Below are 16,384 nucleotides of genomic sequence, written 5' to 3'. Positions count from 1 at the left end.
GTTAGCTCTTTACTAACTTTGAATTTATAATAACATGCAAAACATTGTTTGTCTAGTGAATGAACTAAGTGTATAATAAATTTATAGACGATACACCAAGCCAAAGGAAACGTTTGCACCAACCGCTTTCCAATCGCTTCTCTTTTCCAACAACCCTATTGGTTAATCTCTTAATATATGGTACTTTTAAAAAAAAAGAAAAGAAAGCGTGAACAAAATGAAAATGAATCAAACATTTAATCAGCATGTGGTTAAGAAACGGAATAAGTCCTTGCTTCTTCATTGTATTAAGGAAACTTTTCCTGTATCCAGAGCCGAACTCGCTAATAATACGGGGTTAAACAAAGGTACCGTTTCTTCCCTTGTAAATGAGTTAATTGATGAACAATTAATTCTTGAATCTGGTCCTGGTTTATCAAGTGGCGGCAGACGACCTGTTATGCTACTATTCAACCAAACAGCAGGTTATACAATTGGTGTTGATATCGGCGTTAACTATGTTCTTGCAATTCTAACAGATTTACAAGGAAATATTAGCAATGAAAAACTCGTCGAAACACTAAACTTGTCTTTTGAAGAAACGACAGAAAGAATTTTCACCTTAATTGATGAATTAATCGTCACAATGCCAGAAAGCCCTTATGGTGTTGTTGGAATCGGGATCGGCGTACCAGCTGCTGTCAATACGGAAGAAGAAATCATTCTTGCACCAAACTTAAAATGGAAAAACAAAAATTTAAAAAAGGTCATCGAAGAGAAGTACAAAATTCCAGTTAAGATAAAGAATGAAGCAAATGCAGGTGCTTATGGAGAGAAGAAATTTGGTGTTGGTAAAGAGTTTGAAAATATCGTCTATATTAGTGGAGGAATCGGTATTGGGGTAGGTCTTATTCTTAACGGGAAGCTTTATAAGGGAAACAACGGCTTCTCCGGAGAGCTTGGACATATGACTATTAATATGAATGGTCCTATATGTAATTGTGGCAACAAAGGATGCTGGGAGTTATATGCCTCTGAGAAAGCTCTTGTTGAAATGGTGAGGCAATATGGGATCCCAATGAAGAGTGATCAGGAGCTATCTCTTGAGTTCATTACGAAGCTGGCAAGAAACGGTGACCCGAAGATAATCGAGCTGATAGGAAAACTGGCTGAGCATTTAGCAATTGGGATTAACAACATCATTAATACGTTTAACCCAGAACAAGTTATTATTGGGAACCGTTTAGTAAGTTTACAAAGCTGGCTAGATGAACCGTTAAGAGAAAGTATGAAAAAGAATGCGTTAACCACTCATCAGAAGGACTTACAAATTCACTTTTCAAGATTGGAGAGTAGATCTGCCGCTCTAGGTGTTGCTGCTTTTTCTGCCGAGAAATTCCTAACGATGAATTTAGAAGAAGCTTAATAGTTACGTCTCAAAGTTTCATTGATGCTTGACTTTAGGAAGAGATGTCCTTTCAGAAAAACATTATTTGAATTTCTCAAAAATATTACTGTAGAGGTGGATGTAAAATGAACAAAATTCAAAACCCTATATTAACAGGCTTTAATCCTGATCCAAGCATTTGTCGTGCAGGAGAAGATTACTACATTGCTGTATCTACATTTGAATGGTTTCCCGGTGTTGGTATCTACCATTCAAAAGACTTAAAAAATTGGCGTCTTGTTTCTAGACCACTTAACCGTTTAAGCCAATTGAACATGATCGGCAATCCTGATTCTGGTGGTATTTGGGCACCTGCTCTTTCATATAGTGATGGTAAGTTCTGGTTAATTTACACCGATGTTAAGGTAACAGAAGGCCAGTGGAAAGACAGTCATAATTACCTCGTTACTTGTGATACAATTGATGGCGAATGGTCTGAGCCTATTTATATGAACAGCTCAGGTTTTGATCCTTCTTTATTCCATCATGAAGATGGGAAAAAATATTTCGTCAACATGGTCTGGGACCATCGCGCATCTCACCATAATTTCTACGGTATTGTCCTTCAAGAATATAGCGTAGAAGAACAAAAGCTAGTAGGCAAAAAGGAGATTATTTTTAAAGGAACGGATGTTAAATTAACAGAAGCACCACATTTATATAAAATTGGTGATTATTATTATTTATTAACAGCTGAAGGTGGTACAAAATATGATCACCAAGCTACGATTGCTCGTTCAAAGAACTTATGGGGTCCATATGAAGTTCACCCAGAAAATCCTTTAATTTCATCTTTTGCACATCCAAGAAACCCATTACAAAAAGCAGGACATGCATCTATTGTTCAAACACACACTGATGAGTGGTTCCTTGTTCATTTAACAGGAAGACCTCTTCCAAGAGAGGGGCAACCAATTCTAGATCCTCGTGGCTTCTGTCCTCTTGGTAGAGAAACAGCGATCCAACGTCTCGAGTGGAAAAATGATTGGCCTTACGTAGTTGGAGGAAATCAACCGTCTCTTGAAATTGATGGGCCTTCTATTGAAGAAGTAAAATGGGATGCAGATTATCCAGAGAAGGATGATTTTGATAGTGAGGAACTAAACCTTAACTTCCAAACACTGCGTATCCCTCTAGGAGAAAATACGCTTTCTCTAAAAGATAAGCCTGGTCATTTACGTTTATACGGAAAAGAGTCACTGTCTTCAAAATTCACTCAAGCTTATGTAGCTAGACGCTGGCAGCATTTTAACTTTACAGCGGAAACAAAGGTAGCATTTGATCCTGATACGTTCCAACAAGCTGCAGGACTTGTAAACTATTACAACACTCAAAACTGGACAGCTCTACAAATAACTTGGAATGAAGAACAAGGCAAAATTCTTGATATTATGACAAGTGACAATTTTACGTTTGATCAGCCACTAAAAGGCCGCGAAATTTCCATTCCGGCAGACGTAGAATACGTTTACTTACGCGTTGATGTTACAACAAATACGTATCGTTATTCTTATTCATTTGATGGAGACAATTGGACTGAGATTGAGATCGACTTTGCTTCATACAAGCTATCAGATGATTACATTCAAGGCGGAGGATTCTTCACTGGTGCCTTCGTTGGAATGCAATGCCAAGATACATCTGGTCAAAACTGTCCTGCTGACTTTGATTACTTCATCTATAAAGAGAAATAAAAGTAACTCACAAACCACATGTGTACCTTTTGGGTCACATGTGGTTTCTTTATTTCCTAGGAACTACTTTCTGTTTTCACAAAGATTGTTGCTGTGTAGAAAGGTTTTTCTCACAGTGAAATGGAGCGGAAGTCACTCGACTCCTGCGGGAAAAAGAGGTAGGGTCGAGACCCAACAGGCACAGTCGAGGAGGCTCGACACCTCCCCGCGGAAAGCGAGTGACTGCAGCGCAATGGAACGATCTCGTCAAGAACATGAAACCTTTGAAAACAACACTATTTACGAGAACAGCCTTTTACAGAAAAAGCACCACTTTCTTTAAAAGAAAGTGGTTCTCTCAAGTTATATTTATTTCTTATTACATCACAGAGAAGCGATACTTTGTCGACGTTCTATATTCCTCATCCTTATCCAATAAAATAGATGGAAACGTCGGGTGATGAATGGCATCGGGTTGATGCTGAGTCTCAAGACATACTCCAAGATATTTTCTTGCTGTAACGCCTCTAACCTCAAAATCATCAGCCATCATATTAGAAGTATATAAAACAACAGAAGGTTCATCCGTTTCTACGATCAGCTTTCTGCCAGCTTGGTGATCAATTAAGCAGATTTCCTCTTCACGATTCGTACTCAATACAAGTGGATGGTCATATCCTCCACCAACTAGTTTATTCTGTTGATGATCGGATTGAACCCCATCTTTTAATTCCCTTCCATCTCGAAAATCAAAAGCCGTCCCATCAACTGCCTCTAACTCTCCTGTAGGAAGCAGGGAATCACTTAACTTTAGAAAATGATCGCTCTTTAGCGTTAATTCGTGTTCAAGAATATCCCTTTTTAGATCACCACTTAAATTAAAATAAGAGTGATTGGTTAAATTTATAAGCGTTTTTTTGTCCGTTGTTGCGTGATAAAAAATATCGAGCTCATTTTTATTGTTTAAAGTATAGGTAATGCTAACCGTTACGTTACCTGGATAGCCTGCTGTTCCATCAGAGCTTTTATGTGTAAAGATAACCTTGAGTTCATCTGCTCCTTTTTCAACTTTTGCATCCCAAATCACTTTATCAAAACCATGATCTCCACCATGAAGGTGATTGACACCTTCATTATTTGGAAGATCATACGTTATACCATCTAACTCAAATTGAGAGTTAGCTATTCTACCAGCAACACGACCAACGACGCAACCAAAGAAAGGAGAATGATTAATGTATTCCTCGATTGAATCAAAACCTAATACGACATTTTCTACCTTGCCATTTTGATCTGGAACAAGAACCTTTGTTATGGTGCAACCATAATTAATACAACTAAGTTCCATTCCGCTGCCATTTATCAAAGTAAAGATCTTCACTTCCTGACCATTTACTTCTCCAAAAATCCCTTCACGAATTTCCACTATCATCACCTTCTACGAATAAGCTACATTATTTTATTTAGTAAAAGCTTCTTTCATATTTGAGACAACATTCTCAACTGTAAAACCATACTCTTTTAAGATTTTACTAGCTGGCGCTGAAGCACCAAATTGGTCTATCGCGATCACTTTGCCATTGTCACCAACATATTTATGCCATCCAAGCGATGAACCCATTTCTATTCCGACACGAGCTTTAATGTGAGGTGGTAATACACTGTTCTTATATTCTTCTGATTGTTGTTCAAAACGGTCCCAACTAGGCATGCTTACAACGGAAACAAAAATGCCTTCAGCCTCTAATTGTTTCTGTGCTTCAACTGCTAATTGTACTTCAGAACCAGTTGCAAGTAATACACCAGCTTGTTCTCCTCCTGCTTCTGATACAACATAAGCTCCTTTTGTTACGCCTTCATAAGCAACATCTAAAGACTTGGAATTCGTCATAAGATCTTGACGGCTTAAAACAAGCATTGTTGGCTTGTCTTTTGACTCAAGTGCTACTTTCCAAGCTGCTACTGTCTCATTTCCATCAGCAGGGCGAATCACGCTTACATCCGGCATTGCACGGAATGAAGCTAGTTGCTCTACCGGCTCATGTGTTGGACCATCTTCCCCAACAGCCACACTATCATGAGTAAAGACGTACGTTACAGGTAGCTTCATTAGTGCCGACAATCGAACGGCTGGGCGTAAATAGTCTGAAAAGACGAAGAATGTAGCACCAAAAGGTTTCACTCCTCCATGTAAAGCCATTCCATTTACCATAGCTGCCATTCCAAATTCGCGGACTCCAAACCAAACGTTTCTTCCACCATAATTTGATCGACTGAAATTGTCTTCTCCTTTTAACATCGTTTTGTTTGAAGAAGCTAAGTCGGCAGAACCACCAAAAATAGAAGGTACGTTCTTCGCAAAGGCATTTAACGCTTCACCACCAGATGAACGTGTTGCAACTTTATCGACTCCTGCTTCAAAAGAAGGCAGATCTGAATCAAAATCAACAGGCAATTCTCCATTCATAGCTTGTTTAAATTGCTCTCCTAATTCAGGAAACTTTTGTTGATAGTCCGCAACAAGTTGATTCCATTCTTCTTCTTGTTTCGCACCTTCTTCTTTTACTTGTTCAAACAAACTCTTCACTTCACTAGGAACGTGAAAATCATCATATGTCCATTTATAATTTTCTTTTGTTAATTTAATTTCATCCGCACCTAATGGAGCACCATGAGATGCTGACTTTCCACTTTTATTTGGAGACCCATAACCAATTGTTGTTTTCACTTCAATTAATGTTGGTCTTTCATCTTGTTGAGCTAATTTAATCGCTTTTTCTATTTCATCAAGATCATTTCCATCTTCAATACGAAGATAGTGCCATCCATATGCTTTAAAGCGTTCTTCAACACTTTCTGAGAATGAAAGATGTAGATCTCCATCTAGTGAAATATCATTAGAATCATATAACACAATTAGTCTACCAAGACTTAAATGCCCAGCTAGTGAAGCTGCCTCTGCGGAAACACCTTCCATCAAGTCCCCGTCTCCACAAATGCTGTATGTATAATGGTCTACAACATTGTAATTGTCACGATTGAATTTTGCCGCTAAATGTCTTTCAGTCATCGCCATTCCAACAGCCATTGCGAATCCTTGACCAAGTGGCCCTGTTGTTGCATCAACCCCAGCGGTATGACCAAACTCAGGATGACCTGGTGTATTGCTTCCCCACTGACGGAAATTTTGCAAATCATCCATTGTAACATCGTACCCTGTTAAGTGAAGAATACTGTATAGCAACATGGATCCATGGCCTGCAGATAAAACAAAACGGTCACGGTTAAACCAGTTTGGATTAGCTGGGTTATGCTTCATTTGCTCACCATATAAAGAAAATGCCATTGGTGCTGCACCCATAGGAAGGCCTGGATGACCGGAATTTGCTTTCTCGATGCTATCAATTGAAAGTGTACGAATTGTATTTACAGCTAATTGTTTAGTTGTTTCTACTTTTGTTAACATGGACTCACTCCTATAAAAAAATGATTTATTTTTATTTCAAAAAAAATGTACTGAAAACCGCTAAGCAATCAGTACATTTTTCTTTTTATTGAACTATTTTGCGAACGTTTCAAGAAGATATTTATTTAGAATACCTTTTAATTGTTCTTGTCTTCCAGAAGTATTTTTGATTTCAGTAAGTTCTAGAGCATACTTCTCTAACTTGTGGAAATCTGCTTTTCCTTCAACAATATCAAGACCAATTCCTGAAGTGTAGCTGCTGTAGCGCTCTTCAACAAAGTTATCTAATACTTTATCGTCAATTAAGCGTTGTGCTACTTTTGCACCAATCGCAAACGCATCCATACCAGCGATATGAGCGTGGAATAAATCATCTGTGTCAAATGATCCACGTCTTACTTTCGCATCAAAGTTCAATCCACCTGTACCAAGACCATTATTTTTAATGATTTCGTACATCGCTAACGTTGTAGAGTGAAGATCTGTTGGGAATTCATCAGTATCCCACCCAAGTAATGTATCTCCTTGGTTTGCATCAACAGAACCTAACATGCCGTTAATACGAGCAGTACGTAATTCATGTTCAAATGTGTGACCAGCAAGAGTAGCATGGTTAGCTTCGATATTAAACTTGAAAGTATCTTGTAAATCATATTTTTGTAAGAACGCTAGACCTGTTGCTACATCAAAATCATATTGGTGCTTAGTTGGCTCTTGCGGTTTAGGCTCGATTAAGAATTGAGCGTCAAAGCCAATTTCTTTTGCATAGTCTTTTGCCATGTGGAAGAAACGAGCAAGGTTATCTAACTCAAGTCCCATATTTGTATTTAGAAGTGTATCATATCCTTCACGTCCACCCCAGAATACATAGTTTTCTGATCCTAGTTCTTTACCAACTTCAAGACCTTTTTTCACTTTTGCAGCAGCATAAGCAAAAATATCTGCATTTGGTGCTGTTGCCGCTCCATGTACCCAACGTGGGTGAGTAAACATGTTTGCTGTATTCCAAAGTAATTTCACTTTACTTGTCTTCATGTAATCTTTGATCATAGCAACAATTTCATCAATGTTGTTAAGTGTTTCTTTTAGTGAATCTGTTTCAGGTGCGATATCTAAATCGTGGAAACAGAAATATGGAACACCTAGTTTTTCAAAAAATTCAAATGAAGCTTCTACACGAGCTTTAGCAAGGTCGATTCCTGAAAGGTGATTGTATGGACGTACAGCAGTACCTGCTCCGAATGGATCATTACCTTCGCCAGTGAATGTGTGCCAGTAAGAAACACCAAAGCGAAGTAACTCTTCCATTGTTTGTCCGTTTATTTTTTCCTCTGGATTGTAATACTTAAATGCGAAAGGATTTGTTGAATTAGCACCTTCGAATTTTACATGATTAACATTTTTAAAATAGCTCATTTGTTTAACCCCCAATTTAGTGTTTTGGTCGAAATCGCTTTCATCTGGTTTTATTATAGCACTAGTAACTTAGTTTGTCTATCGGACATACAAAGTTTTTTTAAAAATAATTTTACCTATACTATTTGTTAATATAAAGCGATAACATAAGGGTTGTAGCAATGGTATATATGAAGTGACTATACTTTACAACGTCACTTATGCCCCTTAATATTTTTATATACCTACATTTAGAAAGCGTTATCAATTATAAGGCTATAAGTTATTGAAAGGAAACATATTGGTAAATTTAAAACGCTTAACAACTGACTCAGTAGCAGTTAAATTTTCTTACTAAACGAATTACCGGATACAATCTAAAAAAGGATTGTGCCAAAGGTCAACTTCTGACCTTTGGCACAACCCCTTAGCACTGAGAGGGTTAGGTTTCTCCTCTCAAGGCACCTAGAGAACGGAACCATTGCCGCCTCTTTTTCTGAATCTGAAACAGCTTTTTGTATTATTCAACCGTTACACTTTTCGCCAAATTACGAGGCTTATCAACATCACAATCACGATGTAAAGCCGCATAGTAAGAGATTAACTGTAATGGAATAACTGTTGCTAGAGACGTTAAATGTTCATGTACCTTTGGAATAACAAACGCATCTCCATCATGCTCCAAGCCTTCCATACTAATAATACAAGGATTCGCTCCACGAGCTGCAACTTCCTTAACATTTCCACGAATACTTAAGTTAACATGCTCTTGTGTTGCAATCGCAATCACTGGAGTGCCGTCTTCAATTAAGGCAATTGTCCCGTGCTTTAACTCTCCACCAGCAAATCCTTCTGCTTGAATATAAGAGATTTCTTTTAACTTGAGAGCACCTTCTAAGCAAACAAAGTAGTCAGCTGCACGGCCAATGAAGAAACAATTTCTTGTTACAGCAAGGTAGTCACGAGCAATTTGCTCTAATCTTTCCTTCTGATCACAAAGAGTTTCCATTGCACTTGCAACAATTCCAAGCTCTTGAATAGGATCAAAATCAAGTTTAATTCCTTTTGCATTTGCTGTATCAACAGCTAGCAGTGTAAGAACCGCCATTTGTGCTGTATAAGCTTTCGTAGAAGCAACAGCAATTTCAGGACCCGCATACGTGTGTAACGTAAAGTCCGCTTCACGAGAAAGTGTTGAACCAGGTACATTTGTAATCGTTAATGCTTTGTATCCTTTTTCTTTCACATCAACTAATACACCACGAAGGTCGGCTGTTTCACCACTTTGTGAAATAAAAATAAAGAGTGGGTTTTCTGATAGAAGCGGCATATTATACAAGAATTCACTTGCAATATGAACTTCTACTGGACGTTGAGCGATTTTTTCAATCAGCTGTTTTCCAACAAGACCAGCATGGTAGCTAGTTCCTGCAGCAATAATATAAATACGATCAGAAGATTTCATTGCATTGCGAATATCTTCATCCAAACGAACGGTTCCATCCTTATTTTGATACTTTTGGATGATGTTACGGATAACAAAAGGCTGTTCATCAATTTCTTTTAGCATAAAATGAGGATACGTACCTTTTTCAATGTCGCTCGCATCTAGTTCTGCTTTATAAGGAGAACGTGACATTACTGTACCATCAAGTGTTTTGATCGTAATGTCATCACGTGATACTAGGACAATTTCTTTATCCATAATTTCTACAAATTGATTCGTTACTTGTAACATTGCCATCGCATCAGAAGCAATTACGTTCACACCATCACCAACACCTATAAGAAGCGGACTCTTATTCTTTCCAACATAGACTAATTCAGAGTTCTGTTTATCAAGAAGCGCAATCGCATAAGAACCTTTTAATAAAGATAATGTATGACTAAATGCTGCTTCGACCGTTTGACCTTCTTTCACAAAACGATCAACAAGTTGAACAATAATCTCTGTATCCGTATCACTTTGTAAGTCTACACCTTCTAGATAGTCACTCTTTAACTGTTCATAGTTTTCAATAACACCGTTATGAACAAGTGTAAAACGTGCTGTTTCACTTTGATGCGGGTGAGCATTCGTACGACTTGGTACTCCATGCGTAGCCCAACGTGTATGACCAATCCCTACCGTTCCATCAACATTTTCATCTACAACATTTCGTAGTGCTGCAATACGACCTTTTTCTTTAAATACGTGAACTCCATCATCGTTTGCAACCGCGATCCCTGCTGAGTCATAACCACGATATTCTAACTTTTCTAATCCACGTAATAAAATTTCTTTTGCATCTTCTGATCCAATATATCCAACGATTCCGCACATAAATAATTACCTCCCGAAGTTGGGGGCAAGAAGCTTGAGGGCAAACTTACCCCCACTCTTATCTTTTTTTAGAAGGCATGCTTACTTCTGGCTTTGTGCAAAGAGTTGCCTCTTTGTTTTACTCAGAAGTCTAACGGTTGTCATGCTTACAACCGGAGGGCATCCGCCGAACATTCGATACTCCCTCTCCTCGTCAACTATATCCACTATAGTCCTGGCGCTTTACATTTATTCTTTTTCGATCCTCCTTTCCATTATTGACTTGCTTTATCATACCTTACCCATCTTAAATCGTCAATGAGAAGTAAATATTTAACAAACTTTTTCAAAGAGTGAGTCTGACTCTATATAAAAAAGTATGCATAAGCAGCCTGTTTTGTGCCACTTATGCATATATACTCTTTTATTCGTCTAGACCCATTTCTGCTTTAACAACCTCTACGATTTGATCAACATATTGATCACAAAGTTCCTTAGTCTTTGCTTCAATCATTACACGGACAAGCGGCTCTGTTCCAGAAGGTCTAACAAGAACTCGACCTTCCCCTGCCATTTGAGCCTCGACCTCACCAATCACTGCACTAACTTTTGCGTTTTCAGTGACAGCATTCTTATCTGTAACTCGAACATTCACTAATTTTTGTGGGAATGTTTCCATCTCAGAAGCGAGCTTTGATAATGGCATATTTGTCGCCTTCATAATATTAACAAGTTGTAACGCTGATAATAGACCATCACCAGTCGTAATGTGATCTAGGAAGATAATATGACCGGATTGTTCACCGCCAATATTATACCCACCTTTTCTCATCTCCTCCATCACATAGCGATCTCCGACAGATGTTTGTTTAGCCTCGATTCCTAACTCTTCTAATCCTTTATAAAAACCGAGGTTACTCATTACTGTTGACACCACAGTATTGTGCTTTAACCAACCTTGTTCCTTCATGTACTTCGCACAAATAAACATGATTTTGTCACCATCAACGACTTCACCGTTCTCATCGACAGCAATTAACCGATCGGCATCTCCGTCAAAGGCAAGACCAATTTGTGCACCCTTTTCAAGAACAAAAGCTGAAAGCGCATCTGGGTGAGTTGACCCACAATGTTCATTAATATTAATACCATTTGGGGATGTTCCCATTGTTGAAATATCTGCCTCTAAATCAGCAAATAAATGAGGAGCTAATGATGATGCTGCTCCATGTGCACAATCCAAAGCGATATGAATCCCCGAAAAATCTTCTTGAACTGTTTGCTTTAAGTATTGAAGATACTTTTGTCCACCTTCAAAATAGTCGGTTATTAGGCCAAGAGCCCCTCCGGTTGGTCGAGGAAGTTCGTCTTCACTATCTAAAAGACGCTCGATTTCAGCTTCTTGATTATCTAATAATTTAAATCCATCGGGTCCAAAAAACTTAATTCCATTATCAGGGACTGGATTATGAGAAGCCGAAATCATCACACCCGCGTTTGCACTTAATGCCTTTGTTAAAAACGCGACACCTGGAGTTGAAATGACTCCAAGTCGCATCACTTCTGCTCCAATCGAAAGTAGTCCTGCAACAAGTGCACTTTCTAGCATTTCTCCTGAAATACGTGTATCTCTTCCAATTACAACGCGAGGCTTCTCCGTGTCCTTTGTTAACACGTATCCACCCATTCTTCCTAATTTAAAAGCTAGTTCTGGGGTAAGTTCCGTATTAGCAACCCCACGAACACCATCAGTACCAAAATAATTTCCCATTATTTATTCTCTCCTTCAAAACAAGTCATCACTCAATACGCGATCTAATCTCAATTGGAATTGTCGTTTCAGCAGAATCAAAACGAATATTTGGAGGGCCGTTAATTTGCACCTCTATCTCGTGTTCACCGGTCGACAAATCACTGACATCTACAAATGCCTGTATATCAGTTTCTGTTAATCTTGCTAGCAGTTGTTCTGCACCTCTTGCTGTAATCGCTAACTCTCTTGTTTCATCTCCATTAAACGTAATATCTTCCCCATCACGACCACCAATAATCTCAACCGGTATGTCCGTAAATTCTTGCTCTTCCTCAGTACTAATTGATACGGAAACACTTACCGTTTCTGGTGTAACACGCTCCACCCCTGGTGGAATAGGTACTTCCATTTCTATCGTTTGACTTTCTGTTAATTGACTAAGGTCTAACGTCCCTACTTCAACGACGTTCATACGATCAATCACATCTCTTGGACCATAGACCGTCAATTCTTCAGGTTCAATCCTAATTTCGTTTATACTAACTCCGTCTGGTAATTCTCCTGTTCGAGTTACCTTTCCTGGAACGGTACGATTCGGACTCGTAATTGGGACTTTTACATCAACAACCTGCGGATCAACCGACAGCGTCAACTCATTCCCATCTTCATCATAAAGCCTTACAGGTGTTGTCTCTTCAATCGCTCTATCAGCTCCCGCAACGTCCACATACGCTTTTACCTCATGAACTTCCGCTACTAGACTTCTCGCTGCTGTCACATCCACATTTAATGGAGAGACAATAGGCGTTCCAACCGTATAACCTTCCTCAACTTCATTAGAATTAATAATATCTACTTGAACTGGGAAAGAAACGGTTTGCTTTTCTTGAAGTTCCACTCTCACGTATTGAGGTACAATTGAAACACTTAAATCACTTGGAAAGTTACGATGCTGTACACTTAACGTATGAACACCTTCTCCTCGTTCTCTAACATCGACAAACACTTCATAGGAAGGCCTTGTCAACTGAAACAAAGTAAGAGAGCTCTGAGGCCCTTTTAAATTCACTTGAACATGTTCTGTTTTATCTGTTATCGCATAATTCTCCTCATCATAGTAAACCGATAACTCCACGTCTTCTAACGTGTATGAAGCTGGAGAAATGGATGGTAATACTCCAGGCTGAGAAGCCATATTATCAATGTTCACCATGGTAAATAACATCAAGGCAATAAAGAAAGAGATGATTTTAACAAACCAATGGCTGTTGAACAACTTATCCATTTTTCTTCCCTCCCCACTGCCAACGTGAAGTGGTTGCTTGCTTACTTTCAAATAACAGCTCTCTCTCTAACAGAGAACGCAGTTTTTCCTCGTCTAGTTCTCTATGTAGTTCGCCGTTTTTCGTTAAAGAGATACTTCCCGTTTCCTCTGATACAACAATGGTAATGGAATCTGTTACCTCACTTACCCCTAGAGCAGCCCGATGTCTAGTTCCCAACTCCTTTGAGATAAATGGATTTTCAGATAACGGCAAGTAACAAGCTGCCGCTAATATTGTATCCCCTTTTAAGATGACTGCTCCATCATGCAATGGTGTATTCGGAATAAACGTATTAATTAACAACTCGGATGTTAAATGTGCATTCATTTGAATCCCTGTTTCTACATAATCTGTCATCCCAGTTTCACGTTCTAAAGACATTAACGCACCAATCCTACGTTTTCCCATGTAGGAAGAAGCTTTCACAATGGCTTCAATTGATTTTTTCGCAGAATCATCTTGAGGCGTAGTTCTGCTCGAGAAAAAACGGCCTCTTCCTAACTGCTCTAGCGCCCTTCTTAGTTCAGGCTGAAAAATAATAATAATGGCTAACAAGCCATATGTAAATGTTTGATTCATAAGAAACTCTAACGTTCGCAGACCTAAAAACCGGCTTAAAAACCAAACCGCTAGAATAACTGTAATTCCCTTAACTAACTGAACAGCCCTCGTACCACGAATAATCATGATCGCTTTATAAACGACATAGGTAACGAGCAATATATCGATAATTTGCCCTACATAATTAAGCAAACGAAACTCTCCTAAAGAAAACATGGCTCTTCCTCCAAACCATTAACATACATCGAAAGAGGAACCTAAGCAAGGCCCTCTTTCCCTTGTCCCATTATATCACAGTCTACGTTCAAAGTTTAATTCTACATTATAAGAGAGCCCCTATTTATCGGAGCCCTCATTATTTGTAAAGGATACCACTTCTTTAAAAAAGTTTTTCACATGATACCATACCCAATCCAACGCTTGATTGAGCTCTTGAATTTCTCCAGACACATGCCCAACCGACGCATAGTATGATTCACTATTAACAAGTAATACATTACCTTGAACTTCTCCATCAACTTGGAGCAGGCCATTTCTTATTATTAAATCACCTTCGATTACTTCACCCTCAGGTACGATGACTTTTCCACTTTCTTGATCAATTTGAACTTTACCAGACCCTGTCACAACTACCTGCTCATTGCCGGTATTCCAAAGAGATGAGACACTTGCTAACATGAGTAAAAAGAATACGGCCGCCGATACAAGCAACGGGTGTTTCCGTGTCCATTGTTTCCACTTAGACGTTTGTTTCCGTTCTGGCAACCTTGCCATAACATCTTTTGTAAAACTAGGAGGCGCTTCAATGTGAGAGGCACTTTGCACAAAAGCGATGACTTTTTTTAACTCTTTAAGGTGTTGCCTACAAGGAGCACACGAAGTTAAGTGCTGGTCCAGTTGCTTTTTTTCTTCGTCAGTTGCTTCAGAATCGACGAGTTTTTGAATTAATTCTTCATATTTTTGTTCACACTTCATGCTAACACCCCTTCCTATACATGGCGCATTCTCTTCCTTAGAGCTTCTCTGCCTCTATGAACTCTCGTCTTAACGGTTGATTGCGGGATATCAAGAATGTCACTAATTTCACTAATGGATAGATCCTCCATATATTTAAGAATGATTGCTGTACGATACTTAGGGGGGAGTTGATTAATTTCATGTTGAACCCACTCTTGCATTTCAATCGTAACGACCTGATCTTCAGGCCTTTCTTCGTCTGCTGCCAATTGAGATTCAAAAGTTAATCCTTCAGACCCCTTCACTTCATCTTGAAGGTAAAAATCTGGTTTCTTTTTACGTAACCGGTCAATCGCTACATTTGTTGCAATGCGAAATAACCATGTAGAAAATTTTCTATTCACATCAAACCGATCGATGTTCGTATATGCACGTAAAAAAGCTTCCTGTGCCACATCCTGTGCTTCATGGACATTTCCTACCATACGATAGGCAACTTGGTACACTTTGTCCTTATAGAGTTCGACAATTTCCGCAAACGCCTGTTGATCACCTTTCCTCACTTCCCGGATTAACCTTTTCACAATTGTATCCATCAAACTACCCCTACCTACATTCATTCTGACATAACATACGTTTTACATACCTCAAAAGTTTCAAAATTCAAGTGATATTCACTTGTGAGTGAAAAAAATCATTTTTACAGCAATCATAACACGGTTCCCATGTTTACCTCTGTAAAAAAAGGGTATAAAAAGAAGACATAATTCTATCAAATCGATTGAGGAACCAATTCTCGATAAGGATGTGATAATATGACGAAAGACGAACAATTACTTTTACAAGAAATTGAAAAATATAGAACGCTATTAAATAAAAAAGCGAAAAACACCCCACTCATCTCAGATGAAATGATCTATTTCAGTCATAAACTAGACGAACTTTTAAACAAATACCAATCACTAACAAGTAAAACACCTATAAGACATTAGATCAAAAAAATAAAAAGCCATAGATATTATCCATGACTTTGTTTGAAGTATGTATGGTGGAGCCTAGCGGGATCGAACCGCTGACCTCCTGCGTGCAAGGCAGGCGCTCTCCCAGCTGAGCTAAGGCCCCAATTTCTCTGGAGCGGAAGACGGGATTCGAACCCGCGACCCCCACCTTGGCAAGGTGGTGTTCTACCACTGAACTACTTCCGCAAGTATAAAATAAATGGTGAGCCATGAAGGACTCGAACCTTCGACCCTCTGATTAAAAGTCAGATGCTCTACCAACTGAGCTAATGGCTCGTTACATTCAAATGGAGATCATTTAACTCTTTAATAGAGCAATCATCTAAAAAAAATGGCTGGGCTAGCAGGATTCGAACCTACGCATGACGGAATCAAAATCCGTTGCCTTACCGCTTGGCGATAGCCCAGTAATGGTGGAGGGGGACGGATTCGAACCGCCGAACCCGGAGGGAGCGGATTTACAGTCCGCCGCGTTTAGCCACTTCGCTACCCCTCCACTATTTTAAA

General features: G+C 38.9%; 12 protein-coding genes and 5 tRNA genes. 3 read left to right on the top strand and 14 right to left on the bottom strand.

The features are described from left to right. Positions 1 to 217 precede the first annotated feature (217 nt). Both MF646_RS21390 and MF646_RS21385 read left to right on the top strand, forming a co-directional pair. Entirely contained in the window at positions 218 to 1,405 is a 1,188-nt protein-coding gene (locus MF646_RS21390; protein WP_250098533.1) for an ROK family transcriptional regulator, read from the top strand. A gap of 107 nt (positions 1,406 to 1,512) precedes the next feature. Further along, positions 1,513 to 3,120 carry a glycoside hydrolase family 43 protein gene (locus MF646_RS21385; protein WP_250098532.1) on the top strand — a complete coding sequence of 536 codons (1,608 nt, stop codon included), beginning with the start codon at positions 1,513 to 1,515 and terminating at the stop codon, positions 3,118 to 3,120. Between the two features lie 358 nt (positions 3,121 to 3,478). Here MF646_RS21385 and MF646_RS21380 read toward each other — a convergent pair whose 3' ends face one another. From MF646_RS21380 to sigW, 9 genes are all read right to left on the bottom strand, one after another. Next, the gene (locus MF646_RS21380; RefSeq protein WP_250098531.1) at positions 3,479 to 4,525 is read right to left on the bottom strand and encodes an aldose epimerase family protein; all 1,047 of its coding nucleotides are present in this window, start codon (positions 4,523 to 4,525) and stop codon (positions 3,479 to 3,481) included. Between the two features lie 33 nt (positions 4,526 to 4,558). Next, entirely contained in the window at positions 4,559 to 6,565 is a 2,007-nt protein-coding gene (gene tkt / locus MF646_RS21375; protein ID WP_250098530.1) for a transketolase, read from the bottom strand. A gap of 93 nt (positions 6,566 to 6,658) precedes the next feature. Then, the gene (xylA, locus tag MF646_RS21370) at positions 6,659 to 7,981 is read right to left on the bottom strand and encodes a xylose isomerase (protein WP_250098529.1); all 1,323 of its coding nucleotides are present in this window, start codon (positions 7,979 to 7,981) and stop codon (positions 6,659 to 6,661) included. 499 nt (positions 7,982 to 8,480) lie between these two features. Continuing rightward, positions 8,481 to 10,283: a glutamine--fructose-6-phosphate transaminase (isomerizing) gene (glmS, locus tag MF646_RS21365; protein WP_250098528.1), complete on the bottom strand. Its 1,803-nt coding sequence runs from the start codon at positions 10,281 to 10,283 to the stop codon at positions 8,481 to 8,483. 403 nt (positions 10,284 to 10,686) lie between these two features. After that, positions 10,687 to 12,033 (bottom strand): phosphoglucosamine mutase, encoded by a 1,347-nt coding sequence (glmM, locus tag MF646_RS21360; protein WP_250098527.1) that lies wholly within the window; start codon positions 12,031 to 12,033, stop codon positions 10,687 to 10,689. 28 nt (positions 12,034 to 12,061) lie between these two features. Beyond that, on the bottom strand, positions 12,062 to 13,300 hold the full coding sequence (locus MF646_RS21355) for a CdaR family protein (protein WP_250098526.1): 1,239 nt from the start codon (positions 13,298 to 13,300) through the stop codon (positions 12,062 to 12,064). Beyond that, positions 13,293 to 14,117 (bottom strand): diadenylate cyclase CdaA, encoded by an 825-nt coding sequence (gene cdaA, locus MF646_RS21350; protein WP_250098525.1) that lies wholly within the window; start codon positions 14,115 to 14,117, stop codon positions 13,293 to 13,295. Before cdaA ends, MF646_RS21355 begins: the two co-directional genes overlap by 8 nt. A 120-nt stretch (positions 14,118 to 14,237) precedes the next feature. Continuing rightward, positions 14,238 to 14,876 carry an anti-sigma factor family protein gene (locus tag MF646_RS21345; protein WP_250098524.1) on the bottom strand — a complete coding sequence of 213 codons (639 nt, stop codon included), beginning with the start codon at positions 14,874 to 14,876 and terminating at the stop codon, positions 14,238 to 14,240. A gap of 14 nt (positions 14,877 to 14,890) precedes the next feature. Further along, on the bottom strand, positions 14,891 to 15,454 hold the full coding sequence (sigW, locus tag MF646_RS21340; RefSeq protein WP_250098523.1) for an RNA polymerase sigma factor SigW: 564 nt from the start codon (positions 15,452 to 15,454) through the stop codon (positions 14,891 to 14,893). A gap of 219 nt (positions 15,455 to 15,673) precedes the next feature. On the opposite strand from sigW, the gene MF646_RS21335 reads away from it, so the two are divergent. Then, positions 15,674 to 15,850, top strand: a complete 177-nt coding sequence (locus tag MF646_RS21335) for an aspartyl-phosphate phosphatase Spo0E family protein (protein WP_250098522.1) — start codon at positions 15,674 to 15,676, stop codon at positions 15,848 to 15,850. A 54-nt stretch (positions 15,851 to 15,904) separates the two neighbouring features. Here the strand turns inward: MF646_RS21335 and MF646_RS21330 are convergent. The 5 genes from MF646_RS21330 to MF646_RS21310 all read right to left on the bottom strand — a co-directional run bounded on the left by MF646_RS21330 (position 15,905) and on the right by MF646_RS21310 (position 16,373). Beyond that, positions 15,905 to 15,980, bottom strand: a tRNA-Ala gene (locus MF646_RS21330). Between the two features lie 8 nt (positions 15,981 to 15,988). Next, positions 15,989 to 16,063 (bottom strand) — tRNA-Gly (locus tag MF646_RS21325). A gap of 14 nt (positions 16,064 to 16,077) precedes the next feature. Then, positions 16,078 to 16,153: transfer RNA gene (locus tag MF646_RS21320), tRNA-Lys, on the bottom strand. 56 nt (positions 16,154 to 16,209) lie between these two features. After that, positions 16,210 to 16,284 (bottom strand) — tRNA-Gln (locus MF646_RS21315). Between the two features lie 4 nt (positions 16,285 to 16,288). Then, positions 16,289 to 16,373 (bottom strand) — tRNA-Tyr (locus tag MF646_RS21310). Positions 16,374 to 16,384 lie beyond the last annotated feature (11 nt).

It is taken from the genome of Halalkalibacter alkaliphilus, assembly GCF_023555415.1.
Taxonomy (GTDB): domain Bacteria; phylum Bacillota; class Bacilli; order Bacillales; family Bacillaceae_D; genus Halalkalibacter; species Halalkalibacter alkaliphilus.
The sequence above is the reverse complement of the archived record's forward strand: the minus strand, read 5'-3'. Positions and strand labels throughout refer to the sequence as shown.

Coding starts and splice junctions, on each gene's coding strand:
- MF646_RS21385 (WP_250098532.1), top strand. CDS start 1,513: ATGAACAAAATTCAAAACCCTATATTAACAGGCTTTAATCCTGATCCA.
- MF646_RS21355 (WP_250098526.1), bottom strand. CDS start 13,300: ATGGATAAGTTGTTCAACAGCCATTGGTTTGTTAAAATCATCTCTTTC.
- MF646_RS21390 (WP_250098533.1), top strand. CDS start 218: ATGAAAATGAATCAAACATTTAATCAGCATGTGGTTAAGAAACGGAAT.
- cdaA (WP_250098525.1), bottom strand. CDS start 14,117: ATGTTTTCTTTAGGAGAGTTTCGTTTGCTTAATTATGTAGGGCAAATT.
- glmM (WP_250098527.1), bottom strand. CDS start 12,033: ATGGGAAATTATTTTGGTACTGATGGTGTTCGTGGGGTTGCTAATACG.
- MF646_RS21345 (WP_250098524.1), bottom strand. CDS start 14,876: ATGAAGTGTGAACAAAAATATGAAGAATTAATTCAAAAACTCGTCGAT.
- xylA (WP_250098529.1), bottom strand. CDS start 7,981: ATGAGCTATTTTAAAAATGTTAATCATGTAAAATTCGAAGGTGCTAAT.
- glmS (WP_250098528.1), bottom strand. CDS start 10,283: ATGTGCGGAATCGTTGGATATATTGGATCAGAAGATGCAAAAGAAATT.
- tkt (WP_250098530.1), bottom strand. CDS start 6,565: ATGTTAACAAAAGTAGAAACAACTAAACAATTAGCTGTAAATACAATT.
- sigW (WP_250098523.1), bottom strand. CDS start 15,454: ATGGATACAATTGTGAAAAGGTTAATCCGGGAAGTGAGGAAAGGTGAT.
- MF646_RS21335 (WP_250098522.1), top strand. CDS start 15,674: ATGACGAAAGACGAACAATTACTTTTACAAGAAATTGAAAAATATAGA.